Source organism: Bacillus sp. NPDC094106 (assembly GCF_044764345.1).
Lineage (GTDB): Bacteria > Bacillota > Bacilli > Bacillales > Bacillaceae_G > Bacillus_A.
Genome location: NZ_JBIWHY010000005.1, coordinates 244,442 through 267,993, shown reverse-complemented (window position 1 = coordinate 267,993; position 23,552 = coordinate 244,442). Strand labels below are relative to the sequence as shown.

Here is a 23,552-nt window from a genome sequence, read left to right as displayed (position 1 = left end):
GCTGAAGGGATCGGTCTTGAAAACCGACAGGCGGCGAGAGTCGCGCGGGGGTTCGAATCCCTCTACCTCCTCCATTTTTAAAATAATATTATATCGTCGCGGGGTGGAGCAGTCTGGTAGCTCGTCGGGCTCATAACCCGAAGGTCGCAGGTTCAAATCCTGTCCCCGCAACCAAATGGTCCCGTGGTGTAGTGGTTAACATGCCTGCCTGTCACGCAGGAGATCGCCGGTTCGACCCCGGTCGGGACCGCCATTACATAAAGGCTCGGTAGCTCAGTCGGTAGAGCAGAGGACTGAAAATCCTCGTGTCGGCGGTTCGATTCCGTCCCGAGCCACCATTTTGAAATAGCAAGCCGGCTTAGCTCAATTGGTAGAGCAACTGACTTGTAATCAGTAGGTTGGGGGTTCAAGTCCTCTAGCCGGCACCACTTTCAAAATGAGCCATTAGCTCAGTTGGTAGAGCATCTGACTTTTAATCAGAGGGTCGAAGGTTCGAGTCCTTCATGGCTCACCATTTACAATTTTATGCGGGTGTAGTTTAGTGGTAAAACAAGAGCCTTCCAAGCTCTGGTCGAGAGTTCGATTCTCTTCACCCGCTTTTTCTATTAGGGGCCTATAGCTCAGCTGGTTAGAGCGCACGCCTGATAAGCGTGAGGTCGATGGTTCGAGTCCATTTAGGCCCACCATTATTCCGCAGTAGCTCAGTGGTAGAGCTATCGGCTGTTAACCGATCGGTCGTAGGTTCGAGTCCTACCTGCGGAGCCATTATAGAGAAGTACCCAAGTGGCTCAAGGGGCTCCCCTGCTAAGGGAGTAGATCGCTAACGCGGTGCGAGGGTTCGAATCCCTTCTTCTCTGCCAGAAATTGGCCCGTTGGTCAAGTGGTTAAGACACCGCCCTTTCACGGCGGTAACACGGGTTCGAATCCCGTACGGGTCATATTAAAAGAGATAGCATAATCCGCTATCTCTTTTTTGTATGTGATGGAGGAGTATTATGTCAATCAATCATGAATTGCTCACCCAATTCCTTGTAGAAGCTAAAAGAAATACATATGCATCCCAGGGAGATGATGCATCGGTTGAACCGTTATTAAACGGTTCAAAACAACTTGAATACTGTAGTGGTGATTATTCTTATCGGGATATTTATTATGGTTCAGCTTTTTTTATCGGACAAGAAACGGTGGAGTTTGAGAATCGTCCAATCTGGTCAATGGCCTATTCAGGTGGCGTCACCATCCAAAACGCAGATTGGGATATCATTGGTCCAATTTATAGTTTCCTTCGCCAAGCGTTAAGGTTAGTTGATACAAATTCTATCTATCGTGGTCCAAATTACTATGAATCAGGTACATATATTTTCAAGAATGAGTATGAAGGAACTCTTGATTGTTTTTACGGGCAAGAAATCATCCTTATAGGTGATGAAAAGGTATATGAATTGAGATACAACGGTGGAATAGTACGATAATTATTCCGATAAAACAACAATATTTGTGAAAAGAGCCAAAGAAAAAACCACCTAATAGTTTGGGTGGTTTTTTACATATCGTTTATCAACAATTTACTTTAACAGAGCCTATTTATATAAATATTTTGGCTGTATTAATTTTTATGTTAATGGATCAAATGGAAGTATGAAATGATATATCCGATTCGTTTGTCCCATTTGCATCATGAATAATTGTTTGTAAAATAGAAAAAAGTTTGGAGCTTTAGTTGATCTGCTAAATCATTTACATCTTCTGCCCAATCCAGAACTGTTCGATTTTGTTTTGGATCAGAGAGCCCGTAGCCAGGTCTATCTATTGAAATAAGTCGTATGCCTAATCGTTTTGCTACGATATCATCTGTTAATGACCAAATTCTTGAACCGGGTGTACCGTGGAATAGCATGACTGGTAGTCCATTTGTTTTACCATATTCAAGATAGGTCAACTTGCACTCGTCTTGTAAAGTTATGATGTGATCTTTCATATGATCCACTCCTATAATAAAATATAAACCGACTATTCAGTCTAATTTCATACTATATAAGTCCATTTTAATTTTTCGACATCTAAATCCCTGCTATGTAGAACAAAAAATAACCTCTACTCGTTTGCTCTTTCTGTTTTTACTTCGCATGTGGAAGAAAAAGGCCCTGACCGCTCCTATGCATGGCCAGATGCTCTCTCCCACCCAAAAAGAGTGGTTTTATGTCGTTTTTTTAATTGATGTATATATAAGAGTAGTTTCTTTGTAAATACTGGAATTTTTATTATATAATATAGCTTATTGATAAAATGAAATACTGAAATCACATTATTTTTATTCACAATCTAAAGAAAAGGCTTCCATTGAGATTGATTCCACCCCCGCCATTATAACTTTATACTATCTGTGAAAAAGTTCACAAATAGGTCATAATTTGTGAATGAATTCACAATAACTTATGCTACAATATGGATGTAAGGAAGTTAAACAACATTAAATTAGTATTTTAATTAATTACTTAAACAACAACAATAATAATAATAAATGTGAACAATAGAGAGGGGAATTACCATGAAAAAAGGTATCAATCGTGTAGTATTAGTAGGAACAGGTGCTGTAGGTTGTAGTTATGCTTACTCAATGATTAACCAAGGTGTAGCTGAGGAATTTGTACTTGTCGATGTAAACGAAGCAAAAGCAGAAGGAGAAGCAATGGACTTAAGCCATGCAGTACCATTTGCTCCAGCACCAACAAAGGTTTGGAAAGGTAGTTATGCAGATTGTAAAGATGCAGATCTTGTTGTTATTACTGCTGGATTACCACAAAAGCCAGGTGAAACTCGTTTAGATTTAGTTGAGAAAAACACAAAAATCTTTAAACAAATCGTACGCGGTATTATGGACAGCGGATTTGATGGGATTTTCTTAATCGCAACTAACCCAGTTGATATTTTAACTTATGTAACTTGGAAAGAATCTGGATTACCAAAAGAACGCGTAATCGGTTCTGGTACAACTTTAGACTCTGCTCGTTTCCGCTATATGTTAGGTGACTACCTAGATGTAGATCCACGTAACGTTCATGCATACATCATTGGTGAACACGGTGATACTGAACTTCCAGTATGGAGCCACGCTACTGTAGGTGTACAAAAGCTAGAAACAATTTTAGCGAATAACGAACAGTATAACAAAGAAGATTTAGATAAAATCTTTATCAATGTACGCGATGCTGCTTACCACATTATCGAGCGTAAAGGTGCAACTTACTACGGTATCGGTATGTCACTACTTCGTGTAACAAAAGCAATCTTAAACAATGAGAACAGTGTACTAACTGTATCTGCATACCTTGAAGGTCAATACGGTGAGAAAGATGCTTATGTAGGTGTTCCAGCTGTTATTAACCGCGAAGGTGTACGTGAAATCGTTGAGCTTGAGTTAAATGAAGAAGAAAAAGCGAAATTCGCTCACTCTGTAAAAGTATTAAAAGAAACAATGGCACCAGTACTATAAGATAACTGATAAATCATTCAGAGGCGGGAAACTGCTTCCAGCTTCTGAATCTTTATATAATTTCATATAAATTCCTTTTCCAGTTCCCTTGTATATCCCCAAATATACACCCCCTTTTCTTGGAGAAGGATTGTTTATAGGAAAACCACTCTATTCAAACATAGAGTGGTTTTTTATTATGTGAAAATAAACCGTTTTCAACGAATATTCGTCAAAATTCGATATATTTTATCAAAATTTTAAATATTACCTTTGATTTCCGTGAAAAAACGTATATTTATTTAAAATGTCACAAGGATATTTCAGTTATTTAGCGAAAGTTTAAAGGTATTAAAAATTCTGTCATCTTAGTGAGGTGAACATATTGGGTGTAACAAATTGCATAGAAGAAAGATTGTCTGAATTTCATACAGAAGGATGTTATGAGAGCTATAACATATTTGGAGCACACCTTGTAAGAGAGAGAGAGAGACAAGGCGTACGTTTTACTGTATGGGCTCCTCATGCAAAAAATATAAGTGTTGTTGGAGATTTCAATAATTGGAATAATGGGCAACATAAGATGCGAAAAATGACAGAAGAGGGTATTTGGTCGTTGTTTATCCCACAGTTAGAGGAGCAAGAAATATATAAGTATGCGATTGAGACTTTAGATGGTGAGATCCTTTTGAAAGCAGATCCTTACGGTATATATGCAGAAGTAAGACCAAATACGGCATCGGCTATTTTTGATATAAGAGGATATGAATGGAATGATCAGAATTGGTTTCGGAAGAAGAAGCGGAAGCCGATTTATAAGGAAGCAATGGCTGTTTATGAATTACATTTTGGTTCATGGAAGAAGAAAGAAGACGGCTCTCTGTACTCGTATCGAGAGATGGCAGATGGGCTTATTCCATATGTGGTGGAGCATCAATTTACTCATATTGAAATTATGCCGCTTGTTGAACATCCGTATGATCGTTCCTGGGGATATCAGGGAACTGGATATTATGCGGTCACAAGCCGATTTGGTACGCCTCATGATTTTATGTATTTTGTCGATGAATGTCATAAATGTGGAATCGGTGTCATTTTAGATTGGGTACCGGGGCATTTTTGCAAAGATGCTCACGGTTTGTATTTATTTGATGGAGCGCCGACCTATGAATATAAAGATTTGGATGTACGGGAAAATCGCGTTTGGGGAACAGTGAACTTTGATTTGGGAAAGCAGGAAGTTCGAAACTTTTTAATTTCAAATGCACTGTTTTGGATGAAGCATTACCATATTGACGGTTTTCGCGTTGATGCGGTTGCTAATATGTTGTATTGGGAGAAGGAAGGAAAGCAGCAAAGTAATGAATATGCAGTTTCCTTTTTGCGAGAGTTAAATGAGGCAGTATTTGCAGAAGATGCAGAATTTCTCATGACTGCAGAAGATTCGACAGCTTGGCCGCTTGTAACAACCCCAACGTATGAGGGCGGACTAGGATTTAATTATAAGTGGAATATGGGCTGGATGAATGATGTATTGAAATATATGGAGTGCGCACCAGAATACAGGAAATATATTCATGAGAAAATGACATTTTCTTTGCTGTATGCTTATTCCGAAAACTTTATATTGCCACTATCTCACGATGAAGTTGTTCATGGGAAAAAATCATTGTTAAATAAAATGCCAGGAGACTACTGGGAAAAGTTTGCACAGCTGCGTTTATTATATGGATATTTCTTTACGCATCCAGGCAAGAAGCTGCTCTTTATGGGCGGTGAGTTTGGTCAATTTGATGAGTGGAAAGATCTTGAGGATTTAGATTGGAATCTACATGACTTTGAAATGCATCGTTATATGCATGATTATTTTAAAGAGCTCATAGCATTGTATAAGCGCTCTAAACCACTTTGGCAGCTTGATCATTCGCAAGAGGGATTTCAGTGGATTGATGCTAATAATAAAGAACAAAGTATTTTCTCATTTATTCGGAAAGGAGATAAGGAAGAAGATATCCTTGTCGTGGTATGTAATTTTACTAATGCGGTGTATGAAAATTATAAAGTAGGTGTACCAGAGTTCACGTATTATAACGAGATTTTAAATAGTGATGCAGCAATGTATGGCGGTTCAGGACAGGTAAATAAAAAGCGTCTAAAAACGATTTTAGAGCCATATCATAATCAGTCTGCTCATGTAGAAATCACAATTCCACCATTTGGCGTGTCCATTTTACGGCCAGTGAAGACGAGAAAGGGGAGTAAAAAACAAGATGGTTCAAAAGCAGACGTGCGTAGCAATGTTACTAGCAGGGGGAAAAGGTAGTCGTTTGAGTGCTTTAACAAAAAATTTAGCAAAGCCAGCTGTTCCTTTTGGCGGTAAGTATCGAATCATTGATTTTACATTAAGCAACTGCTCGAATTCTGGGATTGAAACAGTGGGGATTTTAACGCAATATCAACCATTAGAGCTCCATAATTATATTGGGATTGGGAATGCGTGGGATTTAGACCGTGTGAACGGGGGAGTAACCGTGCTGCCTCCTTATGCAGAGTCCTCTGGGGTAAAATGGTATACGGGAACAGCAAGTGCAATTTATCAAAATTTAAACTTTTTACGGCAGTATGATCCAGAATATGTTCTGATTTTGTCAGGAGATCACATTTATAAAATGAATTACAGTAAAATGCTAGATTTCCATATTGAAAAAGAAGCAGATGTTTCGATTTCGGTTATTGAAGTACCTTGGGAAGAAGCAAGTCGATTTGGTATTATGAATACGAATGAAGAGATGGAAATTATTGAATTTGAAGAGAAGCCACAGTTTCCAAAAAGTAATTTAGCTTCAATGGGAATTTATATTTTTAATTGGGAAATTTTAAAAGAATATTTAGAGATGGATGCGCGAAATCCAGAGTCTAGTAATGATTTTGGAAAAGATGTCCTCCCGCTTTTATTAGATGAAGGAAAGAAATTAATTGCTTATCCATTCCAAGGGTATTGGAAAGATGTTGGAACGGTCAAGAGCCTATGGGAAGCAAATATGGATTTGCTTCGTGATGAGTCTTTGCTGCGGTTAAATGATCATGAATGGCGCGTTTATTCTGTCAATCCAAATGAGCCACCACAGTTTATTTCTGAAGCGGCAAAAGTGGAGGAATCATTAATAAATGAGGGATGTGTTATTGAAGGGGAAGTGAAGCATTCCGTTTTATTCCAAGGTGTAACAGTAGGAGAAGGAAGTAAGGTAATAGATTCAGTCGTTATGCCGGGAGCTCACATTGGTAAAAATGTTGTGATTGAAAAAGCGATTGTTGGATCAGGTATGGTAATTGAAGATGACATGGTTATTCGGTCAGAGAAAAATACGGATGACATCGTATTAATTGCAGAGGGAAAATAGACAAAGGGGATGAGATGAATGGGAGAAACAATGTTAGGAATTATTAATGCAACAGGGAGTTTTCCTTCCTTAAAGAAAGTAACTGGGCACCGTTCACTGGCGGCACTGCCATTTGGAGGACGGTATCGTCTCATTGATTTCATGCTTTCTAATATGGTTCATTCCCATATTCATAGTGTAGCGATTTTTACAAGTCATAAAAATCGCTCCTTGATGGATCATCTCGGATCAGGGAAACAATGGGATTTGGATAGAAAACGTGACGGTTTATTTTTATTTCCTCCGAATTGCCAATGTGATCAAGATGAGTTTGGTTCCTTTGCTCATTTCCGGAGACATGCTGATTATTTCCTGCGCAGCAGAGAGGAGTATGTAGTCATTACAAATAGCCATCTTGTTACCGCCTTAAATTTTCAAAAGGTGTTAGAGAGACATATACATACGAAAGCAGATGTCACTGAGGTATGTCATAAAGGTGTTTCACTGCAAACTTATGTACTTAAGAAACAATTATTATTAGATTTATTTGAAACATATAAAGATATGGAACACTATAGTTTATTTGATGTAGTCAAGGAGAAACGAGGAGAATCGCTATGTATTACTACATATGAACATACGGGATATGTAGCGGTAATCGATTCAATTGAAAGCTACTATAAACATAGCTTAGAAATTTTGCAGCCTTCAATTTGGAAACAATTATTTACGAAGGAAGCCCCTATTTTTACAAAAGTAAAAGATGAACCACCAACGCGCTATATGAAAGGTGCTAGGGTGACAAATACAATGATTGCAAACGGTAGTATGATTGCAGGACAAGTAGACAACAGTGTTGTATTTCGCTCTGTAAAGGTTGGAAAAGGTTCTGTCATTCGAAACAGTATTATTATGCAAAAGAGCCAAATTGGAGATAATTGTATACTAGACGGCGTTATTATTGATAAGGATGTTAAAATTGAGGATGGTGTGATTTTAACAGGAACACCTGACAATCCGTACGTTGTGGAAAAAGGTAGTGTCCAAAATCACACAATCAATAGTTATTCTCAAATGTTCTAAAAGATGAATCCCTATTTGATAGGGATTCATCTGCTCATAAATATATAAATACAAATTGAAGAACCAACATAAACCCTTTCTTTTTAGGTGGGAAAGAGCATCCAGCCATGCATAGAAGCGGTTAGACCCTCTTCCTGCCCCACGCCAAGTTAAAACAAAGAGAGAGAACGAGCGCAGGTCACTTTTTGTTCTTCATAGCCGTGACTTATATGTTGGAAAATCAAAATGGATATATATAACGAATCAAAAACTCGAAGGGAGGAAGCTGTTAGAAGGGCGGCTATCGGCGTATACGCTTTTCAGGCAGTGGAACAACACGTGAATATTTTATTTGCAGTATCAGAATGCGTACCGTTTATTAAATCCGGAGGTTTAGCAGATGTAGCAGGTGCACTTCCAAAAGAGTTGAAGAAATTAGGAGTAAACGTTCGCATTATACTTCCGAACTATAGTCTTATCCCTGCACATTTACGAGAAGCATGTACGCTTCATAAAGTAATCAATGTTCAGCTCGGTTGGCGAAATCAGTACTGCGGAATTTTGAAAGGTGAGCAGGACGGGATTACGTATTATTTAATCGACAACGAATACTATTTTAAAAGAGATTCGCTTTATGGTCATTATGATGATGGAGAACGCTTTTCTTTCTTTTCGAGAGCTGTATTAGAATGTATCCCACATCTTGATTTTGAAGTGGATATTCTACACAGCCATGATTGGCATACCGCAATGGCGAATTTCTTACTGCGTGAAAAGTATGGGGACAACCCGTTATATAAACATATTAAAACGGTTTATACCATTCATAATTTGCAGTTCCAAGGTGTATTTCCACGCGAGGTTATGCATGATTTACTTGAGCTTGGTGATGAATATTTCCATAGCGAACAGCTTGAGTTCTATGGAAATGTTAATTTTATGAAAGGCGGTATCATCGCTTCAGATCGTATTACAGCGGTCAGTCCGACGTATAAAGAAGAAATTCAATATGAATTTTTTGGCGAAAAACTAGATGGCTTATTACGTAAATATAATGATAAGCTGAGCGGCATTGTAAATGGGATTGATACGAGCGTATATAACCCGCTAACAGACCCGTATATTACTGCTCAGTATGATGCGGAGTCATTATATGAAAAACAAGATAATAAACGTGCCTTACAGCGTTATTTTGGTTTGCCGGAAAAAGAAGATACACCAATTATTTCGATGGTAACGCGATTAACAAAGCAAAAAGGTCTTGATTTAGTACGCGCTGTCTTCCGTGAAATCATGGAAGAGGATGTACAATGCATCATTTTAGGATCAGGGGATTCTGAGTATGAGCAATTTTTTGAGTGGATGGCATATGAATATCCAGAAAAAGTAAAGGTATACATTGGATTTAATGAAGAGTTGGCGCATCAAGTATATGCGGGCAGTGATTTATTTTTAATGCCATCATTGTTTGAACCATGCGGACTCGGACAACTCATTGCATTAGCATACGGCGCAATCCCAATCGTAAGAGAAACAGGAGGATTGAATGATACGGTGCAGTCTTATAATGAGGAGACCGAATCTGGAAATGGCTTCACCTTTACAAATTTTAATGCGCATGACATGTTACATACGATTCGTCGTGCACTTCATTATTATCATAATCAGCCAGTATGGAATCAGCTTGTAAAACAAGCGATGACAGCAGATTACAGCTGGAAAACGTCCGCGCTTGCATATAAGGATCTATATAGCAGTTTGCTGAAACGCTCTTAGGTGGTGAAAAAATGTTTACTCATGTGGAAAGCTTTAAAGCAGCTTTTTTAGAAAAACTAGAAACGATGTATGGGAAAAGTTTCAAAGATTCTACAAGTCGAGATCAGTATAATACACTTGGTCATATGGTACGTGAGTATATAAATCAGGATTGGATTGCAACGAATGAAAGGTACCGAGCTGGAAATCAAAAGCAAATGTATTACTTATCAATTGAATTTTTACTTGGGCGTTTACTTGGAAGTAACATGCTCAATTTAGGAATTCGTGATGTATGTGAACAAGGGCTTTCTGAGCTTGGTATTTCATTAAAGGAACTAGAAGAAAGTGAAGCGGATGCAGGTCTTGGAAACGGAGGATTAGGTCGCTTAGCGGCTTGTTTCCTCGATTCACTTGCATCTTTAAATCTTCCTGGGCATGGATATGGCATTCGGTATAAGCATGGCTTATTTGATCAAAAAATTGTTGATGGATATCAAGTAGAACTACCAGAACAATGGCTCCTTCATGAAAATGTATGGGAAGTAAGAAGGTATGATCAAGCGGTAGAAGTGAGCTACTTTGGAGATGTAGAGCCAATAGAAATAAATGGTCGCCTCGAATTTCGTCATACGAATGCAGAAGTGATCATGGCGGTTCCATATGATGTTCCAGTTGTTGGGTATGAAACAGATACCGTGAATACACTCAGACTTTGGAATGCAGAGCCAGTTCCTTTCCCGCAAAACTGTAAAAATGTTTTGAAATATAAACGCGATACAGAAGTGGTCTCAGAATTTTTATACCCAGATGATACACATGATGAAGGGAAAATACTACGTTTAAAGCAGCAGTATTTCCTTGTATCGGCAAGTTTACAAAACATTGTTCGCATGCAGAGAGAGCGAAATGGAACGCTTCGTAATTTATATGAGAAAATTGCGATTCATATTAACGATACGCATCCGGTTCTAGCAATTCCGGAGCTTATGCGTATTTTACTAGATGAGGAAAAGCTCGCTTGGGAAGAAGCATGGAATATTACGACTCAGACGATTTCTTATACGAATCATACGACATTATCAGAGGCGCTTGAGAAGTGGCCCATTCACATCTTTAAACCGTTATTACCACGCATTTATATGATTATTGAAGAGATTAATGAGCGTTTTTGTCACGAACTTTGGGAGCGGTATCCGTATGAGTGGAAGCGAATTGAAGACATGGCTATTATCGCGCATGACCTTGTAAAAATGGCGCATTTAGCAATCGTCGGAAGTTATAGCGTAAATGGTGTCGCCAAAATTCATACGGAAATTTTGAAACAACGTGAAATGCGATTGTTTTATGAGTTTTATCCAGATAAATTTAATAATAAAACAAATGGGATTGCCCATCGGCGCTGGCTTATGAAGGCAAACCCGCAGCTTACGAATCTCATCTCAGAAGCAATTGGAACGGAGTGGAAGAAGCAGCCGATTCAGTTGCAATTACTGCAAAATTTTAAACAGGATGCGGCGTTCCTTGACAAGTTGCAGGCTGTAAAGCAGGAGCGTAAACAGATTTTGACAGAGCGCATTCACAATAAAATGGGGATTATTGTTGACCCGAATTCCATTTTTGATGTACAAGTAAAACGATTGCATGCTTACAAAAGGCAGCTATTAAACGTGTTACATATTTTATATTTGTATAATCGTTTAAAAGAGGATTCTAGCTTTTCTTTTTATCCACGTACATTTATTTTCGGGGCGAAAGCATCGCCGGGTTATTATTACGCGAAAAAGATTATTAAGTTAATAAACGAACTTGCTAGAAAGGTAAATGATGATCCGTATGTAAGTCAATATATGAAGGTTATCTTTCTAGAAAACTATCGGGTTTCCCTAGCAGAAGATATTTTCCCCGCGGCAGATGTAAGTGAGCAAATCTCAACAGCGAGTAAGGAAGCATCGGGAACAGGAAATATGAAATTTATGATGAACGGTGCGGTTACACTTGGAACACTGGACGGTGCAAATATTGAAATAAAGGACAGGGTAGGCGATGATGCCTGTTTCATTTTCGGTTTAACGGCAGAAGAAGTGCTTCATTATTACCAAAATGGTGGCTATCATGCAAATGATTACTACCATCATAATATGCACATTAAAAAAGTGGTTGATCAATTAACGAATGGCTTTTTTACAAATGCTGGAGCTGAATTTGAGGTTATTTACGACTCTCTTGTCATTCAAAATGACGAGTACTTTGTTCTTCGTGATTTTAGCCCATATGCAGAAAGGCAAGAAGATGTAGGAAGAGCGTATGAAAACAGAAGAAAGTGGCTAGAAATGTCCATTTTAAACATTGCACAATCAGGTCATTTTGCGAGCGATCGTACGATTTTACAATATAGTAATGAGATCTGGGGTATTGGTGATAGAGTTAAACTTTCATGATTAATAAGATAGGAAAACGGAGAAGTCCTTTGTGAATATTTTTTAAGAAAAATGGATGAAAGTCCGAACTATATAAATCTGTTTTCATTTTTTGACATCTAAATCCCTGTTATGCAGAATAAACAGTAACCTACACTCGTTTGCTCTTTCTGTTTTTACTTCGCATGTGGCAGAAAAAGGCTCTGACCGATTCCATGCATGGCCAGATGCTCTCTCCCACCTAAAAAAAGGGGTTTTATGTCGGCTTTTTAATTGATGTATATGTATTATCTAAAAAAATAGTTTAAATAAATGGAATGAAATAGTATGCAAAGTAAAAACAGCTTGGAAACTTTCCAAGCTGTTTTTGATTAGTTCGCTATGGAGATATAAGGATTCACTAAATATAACATACCAGTTCCATCATATTCCTCTGTAGCAAAGTATGAGAATGTACAGAAACCTGTAACTGCAAAAACTATAACAAGAAAAAGTGTAAAGAAGTATTTTAGCATGTATGGTCAGATGCTCTCTCCCACCTAAAAAGAGGGGTTTTATGTCGTTTTTTAATTGATGTATATATAGTTACAAAAAATATTATAGTATACTAGTATGCCATTTCCAAATGTTTCCGTTTCAAAAATGAGAAGTCAGACATGCCTTATATGTTGTAATAGAATGATTGTTGGTAATGGATTTTGTATTTTTTGTAAATGTCATGTTGTGATGAACGTGTGTATATTCCCAGTCTTGTTCATTAAAATGTACTTTACGCGGGGGAAGAAGCGGAACGACATCAAATAAATTAACGAAGCGAAAGCTACTGGCTACTTGGAGTTTATAGTAGTTTCGAAAAGCGATATCTCCAACCTTTGGAGAAGCGAAGCTATAGAGACCGTATTGTGCAAACGCAGTGTTAACGCGTGCATCTAATATGTGCAGTGTAGCAAGTGCCCCTCCTAAACTATGCCCTGTAGCAAGGAGCTTTTTATGAGATGGTAAAGAGACAAGTATATCCATAATTGTATCGCGGCAAGACTCATAGATAGAGAGAAAGCCGTTATGAACGTTCCCGCTATTTAAGGCGTATGGATACGGTTTTTGATTTACAAGTGAATCGATAATCCAATCTGGATCTGTTTGTGTTCCGCGAAAGGCGACAATGATGGTATCGTCAGATTCTAAGATGAAGCCAAACCATTCTGTTGTTTGAATTGCTTTTCCTTGAAAGCCTTGTACATATTGAAATCCATCAGGTATTTGGAAAACTCCATTTTGTTTATATTGTTCATATGTTAACTCGCAGCAAGAAGCTAACAATATGGCAGTATCTTTGTCAAAGGACAAAGGAGCACGCATCTAGGAAGCCCTCCTCAAGAAAAAAGTATAGTTCAATATATGAGTTAAAAGGGGGAATCATTCTTTGAGTAGCTTTAAAACAAAGTGAGATAAATGAGGCAATGGAGTATTATATGATTCAGAACGGTATGTACAGTTCTAAAATAGAAAAAGATAAAGTGAACTTTAATCAGTGGGGGTTTTCTTCATCCCCCACTGATTATTAGCCCTCACCAATCGGGCTTTTACGGGCAGTTTATCTCCTACCTTACTTCTTTAGAAAAGCGGAAACGACCGGAGATTCTAGCTGCTAGAGCTGGACAATGTTTTCGCTGAATTTTGAGGTGGGAGTATTACTGCCCACAAATAGCGGGATAAATGAAAAAAATCGCTACGTATGATGACGTAGCGATTTGCCTTGATCGATTTTACTCTTTACCATCTAGAAGGCGACCAAGCCCTCCTAAAACACTGCCTTCACCGCTGCTTTGAGCTGCTGGGCTTGTAATACGCGCTGCTAAACGGCTAAGTGTTAAAGATTGGATCCAAACTGTTCCTGGACCTTCTAATGTTGCGAAGAATAAGCCTTCACCACCAAATAACGCAGTTTTTACGTTACCTACGAATTGAATATCATAGTTAATATCTTTCGTCATCGCAACAAGACACCCTGTATCAATGCGAAGTCTTTCACCAGGCTTAAGTTCACGTTTATATACTGTGCCGCCTGCGTGCATGAAAGCAAGTCCATCACCTTCAAGTTTTTGCATAATGAAGCCTTCACCGCCAAAGAAGCCGCTGCCTATTTTTTTCGTGAATTCAATTCCGATAGAAACACCTTTTGCAGCGCAAAGAAATGCATCTTTTTGACAAACTACTTTACCTTGATATTCTGTTAAATCAACTGGAACGATTTTTCCAGGGTACGGTGCAGCAAATGATACGTGACGTTTGCCATGACCTGTGTTTGTAAATACAGTCATAAACATGCTTTCACCTGTAACAAGACGCTTACCAGCACCCATTAATTTACCGAAAAGGCCGCTAGATTGACTAGCTCCATCACCGAAAATTGTTTCCATTTCGATATGGTCTTCCATCATCATCATGGCTCCAGCTTCTGCAATCACGCTTTCTTCTGGATCTAATTCGATTTCAACGAACTGCATATCATCCCCGTATAATTTATACTCAATTTCATGTGCTTTCATTATTTCACCTCATATGTAATAGATACTAGTATTATTGTACAGAAATTAAAGGAATTAGAAAACTATCGTTTTGTTAATTTTCAAATAAAAATAATAAATAGGGATGAATATACATGTCCATTAACTTAAAAAAGTATCCTGCCCCAAATGATAAAACGCCATTCTTTCTAAACAAGTTAGCTGAGAAAAGACGACGTTTTCTTATGAATTTATCGCTCCAACATCAGAAGACTTATATTCTTTATTATTTTAACCGAGAAGACCCCTTCCTCTAAACGAAGTGAAGGTGGGGGTAGTTCAATTACTGTATTGACATTAAAGTAACTTGAATGTTTATACTACTTATTAGTACAATACAAAGTTTTTTACGATTGCAGATAACAGAAAAAATTTTTCTTTAGCTTTAGTAATATTCAATTTATTTATCGTATTTTTAGGCATTGGTTTTGTTGTTCCCATAATGCCATCTTATATGAAGACATTACAATTAGGTACTGATATTATGGAATATTTAATTGCTACATTTGCATTTGTTCAACTACTAATATCTCCTATTGCTGGAGTATGGGTCGATACATTTGGTCGAAAGAAAATGTAATCACAAAATATAGCGTGGTGAAAAGCTATATACACATATATTTCTCATTATGATATTTAAATAACAATATGATGTTTGTTTGGAATTTGAGGTGAACAGTATGGAAAGTTTAAAAATATTGAAAGTTAGCATATGCATTTTTGGCATATTATTTGTTACGAATGGCATTGACTTTATTGCTGAATTGCTAAAAGATCACACATTCAATTGGTTAGAGTTTCTATGTACAATTGGATTTTTATTTGTACTTATAAAAGACTCGTTAGATCTTAAAAATAAAAATTATGAAAGATGATGAAGTGACAGTGTTCGCATTTGACGTTTTTGATATAGCGTGATATAGTGGAATCACTAATGAGCTACATAATGTGGTACGGAAATAAAGCACGTTGAATTCAAGGCCTTAAGCTTGTAATGCATTCATGTCCTTTATATCCACCTTTTCATGTGGATTCATAGTTTCATTTTATTTAGGAGGTACATGACATGCAAACAGGTAAAGTTAAATGGTTTAACGGCGAAAAAGGTTTCGGTTTCATCGAAGTTGAAGGTGGAGACGATGTATTCGTTCACTTCTCAGCGATCCAAGGCGAAGGCTTCAAAACTTTAGAAGAAGGTCAAGAAGTTTCTTTCGAAATCGTTGAAGGTAACCGTGGACCACAAGCTGCTAACGTTACAAAAAACTAATTAGCTAGCGAAAAAAAGCATTCCGAATTTCGGAATGCTTTTTTTATTCTGCATTAACCATAATACTCCCACCTCAAAATTCGGTGAAAGCAAAGAAGTAAGCTGGAAGATAAATTGCCTGTAAAAGCCTAATAATTAGTGGAGGATGAAGCCCTCACCGATGGATGTTTTTTTATGCCTTCGAACCAGATTCATCAGAAGATAACTCTCCATTAAAGGCACGTTTTTCAAAATCGTCCAGCATTTGCTCATATTCTTCATGTGCTTCTGTCGCATACACCTGCGGATTCTTTCCATACATATCCGTTCCGATGAAGTTCTCAAAGTCTTCTACGTAACCACGTGGCTCTTCAGCATCGACATACATCTCATTAAAGTTTTTAGAATCGCGGCGTTCTAAATCCGCTGGTGTTTCTGATGTTCCGTATAAAGCGACGTCTTGCCAAGCATCCTCAGCATCGTATCCAACAGCACTGTCTATATCATATTTGCCAAATCCCTCTAGTAGTTCTTCTTCAACGGGACGTGCTTCTAGATTTAATTTATTCGTTGTATGTTCAATACAAGTTGTTGCAGTTGGCATTGCTTCCAATCTTTCCAGTGGAATTTCTTCACCGGACACTTCACAAATACCGTATGTGCCAGCTTCAATTTTTTCCAGGGCGTGCTTTGTATCTTGCAGCTGTTTATTCCATAATTCAATTAGCCCGAAATCTTTTTCTCGTTCGTATAATTCGGTAGCCATATCACCAGGGTGGTTATCATAAGCAGATAATTCCCCAACAGATTCCCGTTCAGAAGCACGATTTTCACTCTCATGATTTTGCAGCGTTTGTTCAAGTTCTTGCTGTTGCTGTTCTAATATGGATTTAAAATGATTGATTTGTTGTGGAGTTAACATAGTAGTATCCACCTTCCTACAATTCGGTTTCTTTATGTAGTATGGGCTGGATTGTGGGAATTATCCCGCTATTTGCGGGCGGTAGTACTTTGACTTCAAAATGTAGTGAAGAACAAAGAAATGAAGTGGGAGATAAGCTGCCTGTAAAAGCCTGATTCGTTCAACTATATATACATCAATTAAAAACCCCCTCTTTTTAGGTAGGAGAGAGCATCTGGCCATGCATAGAAGCGGTCAGGGCCTGTTTCTGCCCCATGCGAAGTAAAAACAGAAAGAACAAACGAGTGTAAGTTACTTTTTATTCTGCATAGTAGGGATTTAGATGTCGAAAAATGAAAATGGATTTATATAACCATAAAATTCCACTGATGAAAGTTTCACGTTATGAAAAGGAACTAGAGGGAATCTATTATGTCGTAAATCGTTGAGCGATCGATATATTTGAAAAAACGGCTATAAAAAAGGGACTGCCTAGGCAGTCCCTTTTTTATAGGAAATATCCAAGTAATAAACCAATTCCCATTAAAAATCCAAAGATTGTATTTGTTTTTGCTGTCGCGATCATCGCAGGTACCATTTCCATCGGGATGCTTTTTCCGATAAATCCTTTTGTTGCTTTAAATGCTTTCGGTGCACTTAGGAAAACGATAAGCATCCATGGCGATACGATTCCGACAATGATTAATGCAATCGTCCAAATATAGGAAACGATAAACATAGAAGCAAGGACACCAACTGCATTCTCACGTCCAACGATAATTGCTAATGTGTTACGACCGTTTTCTTTGTCTCCATCTAAGTCACGAATATTATTAGAAAGTAAAATAGCCCCGATTAAAATTGCGTTAGGAATGGAGAGTAAGACAACTTCCGATGTTACCGTTCCAGTTTGAATGAAAAATGAAATACCAATAATAATAATACCCATAAACAACCCTGCTGTTAATTCTCCAAAAGGCGTATAGGCAATTGGAAGTGGGCCGCCTGTATAAAGGTAGGCAACAGCCATACAAACAAGACCGATTGCAGCAAGCCACCAGCTAGAGTTCATACAAATATAAACGCCTAATAGCATGGCGATACCGAAAAATCCAAATGCTAAATTCAGTACAGTTTTTGGCCGAATTCCGTCACGGACGATTGCACCGCCAATTCCAACTGAACCTTCATGATCTAACCCTCTTTTATAATCAAAGTATTCATTAAACATGTTTGTTGCTGCTTGAATGAGAAGACAAGCAAGAAGCATGATAAAGAAAAGAGGGAAATGTATTTGATTAATACCCCCTACTTGCATTGCATAAGCTGTTCCGATAAAAACAGGAACAAAAGCGGCTGTTAATGTATGAGGACGTAATAAACTCCACCAAATGCGCCAACCCGTTTGTTTACTTAGCTTTGGCGGCATAGGAGAGGAATTCGTTTCGACTTTCATTTCCATGTTGAATCCTCCTTTGTCACGTAATGTACACAATTAAGTGTAGGAAAAGCATCTTTTAGTGTCAATGTTTATTTTCTAGGAAGAGAAGGTGAATTTCTCAGAAATGCTAAACGTTGACAGGGCTTTCGTTTGAGGTGTATCTTAAAATCAAGCGTATTTATGACTATTTTTCGCCCATAGGGGGGAGACTTTGTGATTCAGACGAAACAAAAAGATTTACAAGAAGTATTGATTACAGCTATTGAACATGCGACTGATGAAAAAACATTGGTTAGTTTTGTAAAACAAATAGATTGGGTGGATCCGCTCCTTTTTTATGCAGCAGGAAGAAGGGTTGCATCCGAACATAGATGTTATTTTACAGACCCGGCTCAGCATGTCATATTTGCTGGAATTGGTTCTGTTTTTACTATAGCAAATTCTTCTGACAAGCGCTTTCAAAATGCTCGCGCGGAGTGGAGTAAAGTGCAGGAGAAGGCAATTGTTCAAAGAGAAGAGTATGAATTTGGGACTGGCCCACTTTTATTTGGCGGTTTTTCATTCGATCCAGAAAAAGAACAAACGGGTCTTTGGAAAGAATTTAAAGATACAACATTGTCGTTACCAGCTTTTCTATTAACAGTAAAAAATGAAAAAGCATGGCTAACGATGAATACATTTGTTACAGCTGAAGATTCTGCAGAGAAGATTTATGAAGAGATTGTCTCTTTAGAAAAAAGGATTTTACAAGAGAGTGAGCGCCCGCTTGTGGATGCGAGATTGGCGGTTACTTCTAAGATAGAAGTTGATCCAAAGGGCTGGATGAATGCAATTGTAAAAGTGCAGGATGAAATGAGAAAAGGAAGCGTACAGAAAGTTGTATTAGCAAGAGAGCTAAAGTTAGTGATGGATCAAGAGATTGATTCTGCTCGGGTTTTAGAAGCGCTTCGTATTGGACAACCAGATTGCTACGTATTTTCTTTTGATTATAAAGGAGCGTGTTTCTTAGGAGCGACACCTGAGAGATTGATTCGAAAAGAAGGCGAGAAATTTACATCGATGTGCCTTGCTGGTTCGATTGGTCATGGTAATTCTATAGAAGAAAGTAAACAAAATGGCGCGATGCTTCTTCATGATGAAAAGAATTTAGCAGAGCACGGCTATGTAGTAAACATGATTCGGGACGTATTAAATGAGCATTGTGAGTCTGTTAATATTCCGCAGCATCCAGACTTATTAACAACGAAAAATTTACTGCATTTGTATACACCGGTTGAAGCGAAAGGTGATGCATCTCTTTTGACAATGGTAGAAGAACTGCATCCAACGCCAGCTCTTGGCGGGACACCTCGTCTTGAAGCAATGAAGCTGATTCGTGATGTTGAATTATTAGATAGAGGGTTGTACGGAGCACCGATCGGCTGGATAGATGACAAAGGGAACGGTGAATTTGCGGTAGCACTGCGATGTGGATTATTAAGAGATGAGAAGGCATCCTTATTTGCGGGGTGCGGAATTGTAATTGATTCAGTGCCGCAACTTGAATATGAAGAAACAAGTTTGAAGTTTAGACCGATGCTTGGTGCTTTGGAGGAATTAATGAAATGAATAATCATATAGAAGCATTATCATATTATTTAGGCGCGTTTGTGGACGAACTAGCGCGTCTAAATGTATATGATGTTGTCATTAGTCCAGGGTCACGGTCAACGCCGTTAGCCTTGCTAATGGAGCAGCATGAACAAATAAAAACGTATTTGCATGTAGATGAGCGATCAGCTGCTTTTTTCGCGCTTGGTATTGCGAAAGCGAAGAAGCGTCCTGTAGCGATTTTGTGTACATCAGGAACAGCGGCAGCGAACTATTATCCAGCCATTTGTGAAGCATTTCATTCACGAGTGCCGATGCTTGTATTAACAGCGGATAGACCGCATGAGCTAAGAGATGTGGGCGCACCGCAGGCGATGAATCAATTGAATTTATATGGTTCTTTTGTGAAACAGTTTATGGAGATGGCACTTCCAGAGGCTTCAGAGTCAATGTATCATTATGCTCGTATGACAGCAGGGCGTGCTGTGGCAAGTGCATGTTTTGCGCCAAAGGGTCCTATCCATATTAACTTTCCGCTTCGGGAGCCGCTCATTCCTGATTTCTCTTTAGAGAATTTATGGGAAAAGGGTCGTGGTGAATATACAGGGGCAGTCTATCAAGGAAACATGACAATGACGAGTGAATACGGAAGTTCTCTTATAGAGCGCCTTTCAAGTATGGAAAAGGGGCTTATTGTTTGTGGAGATGATAGTCATCAAGATCTTGCGGAAGTGATTACGCAGTTTGCTGAGAAAACAGGATATCCCATTTTAGCAGATCCACTTTCAAACCTTCGCTCTGGGCAACATGATAAAACAATGGTAATTGATTGTTACGATACATTTTTACGAAATGAATTGTTAAAGGATACATGGAAGCCGGATGTTATGATTCGTTTCGGCGGTATGCCTGTATCAAAAGCTTTAACGCAGTATATAAAGAAACAAAAGACGGCTGTTCATATCGTTGTAGATGAATCTGGAAAATGGAGAGATCCAGCTCTTGCAGCAACTGAAGTTGTATGTGCAAGTGATATCGATTTTTGTAAAGAACTGATAGGGAATATGCAAAAGCGAGAACAGAATGATTGGTGTAAGATGTGGAAATATATAAATGATAAAACGAAAGCACATCTTCGTGAAATTGAAACATATGAAACAGCATTTGAAGGAAAAGTAATTACAGACATGATGCATGTATTGCCAGAAGACGCAACGTTATTTATTAGCAACAGTATGCCAATTCGTGATACAGATACGTTTTTCTTTACAACAGATAAAAAGGTCCATATCATGGCGAACCGTGGTGTGAATGGTATTGACGGGATTATTTCAACGGCATTAGGAGCAAGTACAGTTTGTGATCCACTTGTATTAGTAATTGGTGATTTATCATTTTATCACGATTTAAATGGGCTCTTAGCAGCAAAATTACATGATTTAAACATAACAATTGTTGTTGTGAATAATGACGGTGGCGGTATTTTCTCATTCTTACCGCAATATGAATCAAAGGAACATTTCGAATCATTATTCGGAACACCGCTTGGATTGGATTATGAACACGTTGTTAAAATGTATGGAGGTTCATTTGCCCGTGTAAATGGCTGGGAAGCATTTCGTGAAGAAGTACAAAAAGGAACAACGGAAAAAGGCCTACACGTTGTGGAAATTTGTACAAATCGAGAAGAGAACTTGCAGCTGCATCGTGAATTATGGGCAAAGACATCAAACACCGTTACAACATTCGTACAAGGTGAAGTGGAATGAAAGTAGCGCTGCAAGGTGTGACGTATGAATATGAAGTGGTCGGAAGCGGAGAGCCGCTTCTACTTCTTCATGGTTTTACGGGTAGTATGGAGACGTGGCGTACGTTTATTCCTTCATGGAGCAAACAGTTTCAAGTGATTGCAGTCGACCTTGTTGGACATGGGAAGACGGAAAGTCCTAAGGAACTTGCGCATTATAATATTCAAAATGTAGCACTCCAAATGACGATGCTACTTGATCATTTGCGTATTGAAAAGGCGCATATACTTGGATACTCAATGGGCGGAAGGCTTGCGATTACAATGGCATGTTTGTATCCAAACCGTGTGTGTTCTTTGCTGTTAGAAAATTGTACAGCCGGACTGAAGCAAGAGGCGGACCGGAAAGAACGCCGTGAAAAAGATGAACAGCTTGCAGATCGAATTGAATTAGAAGGAATGGAATCCTTTGTAAACCGTTGGGAAAATATCCCGCTATTTGCAACGCAAAAAAAGTTGCCACGAGAAGTACAAGAAGCAGTGCGAAAAGAGAGACTTGCCAATAGCCCAAGAGGACTCGCAAATAGTCTCAGAGGCATGGGGACAGGAGCGCAGCCATCATGGTGGAATCGGCTTGAAGAGCTGAAAATGCCTGTCTTGTTAATAAACGGAGAGAGCGACCAAAAGTTCTTTCACATCTTAAAAAACATACAAAAAGGCATCCCTCACGCGAAATTTGTCAAAATTGATGGGGCTGGCCATGCAATTCATGTGGAACAACCGCAAAAGTTTGATACAATAGTAAAGGGATTTCTAAAAACTATGCAGTGATACTTTTTTCTTACTTGAAGAGAGTAGAACTTATAGAGTGGCTAGTGGGCAAACATTAGCACAATAAAAAGGAGGTAAGAGTAATGGCTATTGAATGGGTAAAAGAAGGCAATTACGAAGATATTATTTATTCTACATACAATGGTATCGCAAAGATTTCGATTAACCGCCCTGAAGTACATAATGCATTCCGTCCTAAAACGGTAATGGAATTAATCGATGCTTTTGCACACGCACGTGATGATGCAAATGTTGGCGTTATCATTTTAACTGGTGAAGGTGGACGTGCATTCTGTTCTGGCGGTGACCAAAAAGTTCGCGGTCATGGCGGATATGTAGGTGAGGACCAAATCCCACGCTTAAACGTACTAGACTTACAACGTTTAATTCGTGCAATCCCTAAACCAGTTATCGCAATGGTAGCAGGTTATGCAATTGGTGGAGGACACGTACTTCATATCGTATGTGACTTAACAATTGCGGCTGACAACGCTGTATTCGGACAAACTGGTCCTAAAGTAGGTAGCTTTGACGGCGGATATGGAGCTGGCTATTTAGCTCGTATGGTAGGTCATAAGAAAGCTCGTGAAATTTGGTACCTATGTCGTCAATACAGTGCACAAGAAGCACTTGATATGGGCTTAGTAAACACAGTTGTACCATTAGAAGAGCTTGAAGCAGAAACAGTACAATGGGCAGAAGAAATCTTAGCAAACAGCCCAATGGCACTTCGTTTCTTAAAAGCTGCATTCAATGCAGATACAGACGGTTTAGCTGGTATCCAGCAACTAGCGGGAGACGCGACGTTATTGTATTACACAACTGATGAAGCAAAAGAAGGTCGCGACGCGTTCAAAGAAAAACGTCGTCCAGACTTCGGACAATTCCCTCGTTTCCCTTGATTAAAAGCGGAGCCGACTGTTCAGCCTTGACGGCTAAGGTTCTTTCGCACAGAAAGTGATTTTTACTTTCTCGTGCGGAAGGTTCTTAGACGCAAAGGGCTAGGAGGCGTAGCTAGATAGGATTAAAAGCGGAAGCGGCTCGTTTAGAACAAGAGGGCGTTGGAACTCCTGACGAAGAGGCGTTTTTTGCCTCGCAGGAAGGTGTGAAACGACCGACTGTTCTAGCCGCTGTAGCTAG

General features: G+C 38.7%; 18 protein-coding genes and 10 tRNA genes. 23 read left to right on the top strand and 5 right to left on the bottom strand.

Annotated features, from left to right (window positions below; all coding sequences use genetic code 11):
- The first annotated feature begins 97 nt into the window (after nt 1-97).
- The 11 genes from ACIQ7L_RS09845 (at nt 98) to ACIQ7L_RS09795 (ending at nt 1,472) form a co-directional block, all read left to right on the top strand.
- Nucleotides 98-174, top strand: a tRNA-Met gene (locus ACIQ7L_RS09845).
- 3 nt (nt 175-177) lie between these two features.
- Nucleotides 178-253: transfer RNA gene (locus ACIQ7L_RS09840), tRNA-Asp, on the top strand.
- A 9-nt stretch (nt 254-262) separates the two neighbouring features.
- Nucleotides 263-338 (top strand) — tRNA-Phe (locus tag ACIQ7L_RS09835).
- A gap of 14 nt (nt 339-352) precedes the next feature.
- A tRNA-Thr gene (locus ACIQ7L_RS09830) sits at nt 353-428 on the top strand.
- A gap of 10 nt (nt 429-438) precedes the next feature.
- A tRNA-Lys gene (locus tag ACIQ7L_RS09825) sits at nt 439-514 on the top strand.
- 13 nt (nt 515-527) lie between these two features.
- A tRNA-Gly gene (locus ACIQ7L_RS09820) sits at nt 528-598 on the top strand.
- An 11-nt stretch (nt 599-609) separates the two neighbouring features.
- Nucleotides 610-686, top strand: a tRNA-Ile gene (locus tag ACIQ7L_RS09815).
- 4 nt (nt 687-690) lie between these two features.
- A tRNA-Asn gene (locus ACIQ7L_RS09810) sits at nt 691-765 on the top strand.
- A gap of 4 nt (nt 766-769) precedes the next feature.
- A tRNA-Ser gene (locus ACIQ7L_RS09805) sits at nt 770-860 on the top strand.
- Between the two features lie 6 nt (nt 861-866).
- Nucleotides 867-938 (top strand) — tRNA-Glu (locus ACIQ7L_RS09800).
- 57 nt (nt 939-995) lie between these two features.
- Complete coding sequence (locus tag ACIQ7L_RS09795) at nt 996-1,472, top strand: DUF5680 domain-containing protein (protein ID WP_400568609.1); 477 nt, start codon at nt 996-998, stop codon at nt 1,470-1,472.
- A 203-nt stretch (nt 1,473-1,675) separates the two neighbouring features.
- Here the strand turns inward: ACIQ7L_RS09795 and ACIQ7L_RS09790 are convergent, their stop codons facing one another.
- Nucleotides 1,676-1,939: an alpha/beta fold hydrolase gene (locus ACIQ7L_RS09790; RefSeq protein ID WP_400568607.1), complete on the bottom strand. Its 264-nt coding sequence runs from the start codon at nt 1,937-1,939 to the stop codon at nt 1,676-1,678.
- A 609-nt stretch (nt 1,940-2,548) separates the two neighbouring features.
- On the opposite strand from ACIQ7L_RS09790, the gene ACIQ7L_RS09785 reads away from it, so the two are divergent.
- The 6 genes from ACIQ7L_RS09785 to ACIQ7L_RS09760 all read left to right on the top strand — a co-directional run bounded on the left by ACIQ7L_RS09785 (nt 2,549) and on the right by ACIQ7L_RS09760 (nt 12,110).
- Nucleotides 2,549-3,493, top strand: coding sequence for an L-lactate dehydrogenase (locus ACIQ7L_RS09785; RefSeq protein WP_097898977.1), 945 nt, complete (start codon nt 2,549-2,551; stop codon nt 3,491-3,493).
- 364 nt (nt 3,494-3,857) lie between these two features.
- Nucleotides 3,858-5,795, top strand: coding sequence for a 1,4-alpha-glucan branching protein GlgB (gene glgB, locus ACIQ7L_RS09780; protein ID WP_400568605.1), 1,938 nt, complete (start codon nt 3,858-3,860; stop codon nt 5,793-5,795).
- Entirely contained in the window at nt 5,743-6,873 is a 1,131-nt protein-coding gene (locus tag ACIQ7L_RS09775; RefSeq protein WP_400568604.1) for a glucose-1-phosphate adenylyltransferase, read from the top strand. Before glgB ends, ACIQ7L_RS09775 begins: the two co-directional genes overlap by 53 nt.
- 18 nt (nt 6,874-6,891) lie before the next feature.
- Nucleotides 6,892-7,935: a GlgC family sugar phosphate nucleotidyltransferase gene (locus tag ACIQ7L_RS09770; protein ID WP_400568602.1), complete on the top strand. Its 1,044-nt coding sequence runs from the start codon at nt 6,892-6,894 to the stop codon at nt 7,933-7,935.
- A 318-nt stretch (nt 7,936-8,253) separates the two neighbouring features.
- Nucleotides 8,254-9,690 (top strand): glycogen synthase GlgA, encoded by a 1,437-nt coding sequence (gene glgA, locus ACIQ7L_RS09765; protein ID WP_400568627.1) that lies wholly within the window; start codon nt 8,254-8,256, stop codon nt 9,688-9,690.
- Nucleotides 9,691-9,701: 11 nt separating this feature from the next.
- Nucleotides 9,702-12,110 carry a glycogen/starch/alpha-glucan phosphorylase gene (locus ACIQ7L_RS09760; RefSeq protein ID WP_400568600.1) on the top strand — a complete coding sequence of 803 codons (2,409 nt, stop codon included), beginning with the start codon at nt 9,702-9,704 and terminating at the stop codon, nt 12,108-12,110.
- Between the two features lie 615 nt (nt 12,111-12,725).
- Here the strand turns inward: ACIQ7L_RS09760 and ACIQ7L_RS09755 are convergent.
- Together ACIQ7L_RS09755 and ACIQ7L_RS09750 are read right to left on the bottom strand one after the other, a co-directional pair.
- Nucleotides 12,726-13,448 carry a lipase family protein gene (locus ACIQ7L_RS09755; protein ID WP_400568598.1) on the bottom strand — a complete coding sequence of 241 codons (723 nt, stop codon included), beginning with the start codon at nt 13,446-13,448 and terminating at the stop codon, nt 12,726-12,728.
- A 407-nt stretch (nt 13,449-13,855) separates the two neighbouring features.
- Nucleotides 13,856-14,638, bottom strand: a complete 783-nt coding sequence (locus ACIQ7L_RS09750) for a TIGR00266 family protein (RefSeq protein ID WP_400568596.1) — start codon at nt 14,636-14,638, stop codon at nt 13,856-13,858.
- 370 nt (nt 14,639-15,008) lie between these two features.
- Here ACIQ7L_RS09750 and ACIQ7L_RS09745 point away from each other — a divergent pair, with 370 nt between their 5' ends.
- A complete protein-coding gene (locus ACIQ7L_RS09745) occupies nt 15,009-15,236 on the top strand; it encodes an MFS transporter (protein WP_400568625.1) in 228 nt (75 codons plus the stop codon).
- 486 nt (nt 15,237-15,722) lie between these two features.
- Entirely contained in the window at nt 15,723-15,923 is a 201-nt protein-coding gene (gene cspD, locus ACIQ7L_RS09740; protein WP_001193050.1) for a cold-shock protein CspD, read from the top strand.
- A gap of 172 nt (nt 15,924-16,095) precedes the next feature.
- Here the strand turns inward: cspD and ACIQ7L_RS09735 are convergent, their stop codons facing one another.
- Complete coding sequence (locus tag ACIQ7L_RS09735; protein WP_400568593.1) at nt 16,096-16,824, bottom strand: TraR/DksA C4-type zinc finger protein; 729 nt, start codon at nt 16,822-16,824, stop codon at nt 16,096-16,098.
- Between the two features lie 487 nt (nt 16,825-17,311).
- Complete coding sequence (locus ACIQ7L_RS09730; protein ID WP_400568591.1) at nt 17,312-18,265, bottom strand: 1,4-dihydroxy-2-naphthoate polyprenyltransferase; 954 nt, start codon at nt 18,263-18,265, stop codon at nt 17,312-17,314.
- 192 nt (nt 18,266-18,457) lie between these two features.
- Here ACIQ7L_RS09730 and ACIQ7L_RS09725 point away from each other — a divergent pair, with 192 nt between their 5' ends.
- The 4 genes from ACIQ7L_RS09725 to menB all read left to right on the top strand — a co-directional run bounded on the left by ACIQ7L_RS09725 (nt 18,458) and on the right by menB (nt 23,314).
- Nucleotides 18,458-19,852 carry an isochorismate synthase gene (locus ACIQ7L_RS09725; protein WP_400568589.1) on the top strand — a complete coding sequence of 465 codons (1,395 nt, stop codon included), beginning with the start codon at nt 18,458-18,460 and terminating at the stop codon, nt 19,850-19,852.
- Nucleotides 19,849-21,603, top strand: coding sequence for a 2-succinyl-5-enolpyruvyl-6-hydroxy-3-cyclohexene-1-carboxylic-acid synthase (menD, locus tag ACIQ7L_RS09720; RefSeq protein ID WP_400568587.1), 1,755 nt, complete (start codon nt 19,849-19,851; stop codon nt 21,601-21,603). The genes ACIQ7L_RS09725 and menD overlap by 4 nt, the downstream gene beginning before the upstream one ends.
- A complete protein-coding gene (gene menH / locus ACIQ7L_RS09715; protein ID WP_400568585.1) occupies nt 21,600-22,412 on the top strand; it encodes a 2-succinyl-6-hydroxy-2,4-cyclohexadiene-1-carboxylate synthase in 813 nt (270 codons plus the stop codon). The genes menD and menH overlap by 4 nt, the downstream gene beginning before the upstream one ends.
- A gap of 83 nt (nt 22,413-22,495) precedes the next feature.
- Nucleotides 22,496-23,314 (top strand): 1,4-dihydroxy-2-naphthoyl-CoA synthase, encoded by an 819-nt coding sequence (gene menB / locus ACIQ7L_RS09710; protein ID WP_098338513.1) that lies wholly within the window; start codon nt 22,496-22,498, stop codon nt 23,312-23,314.
- Nucleotides 23,315-23,552: the final 238 nt, after the last annotated feature.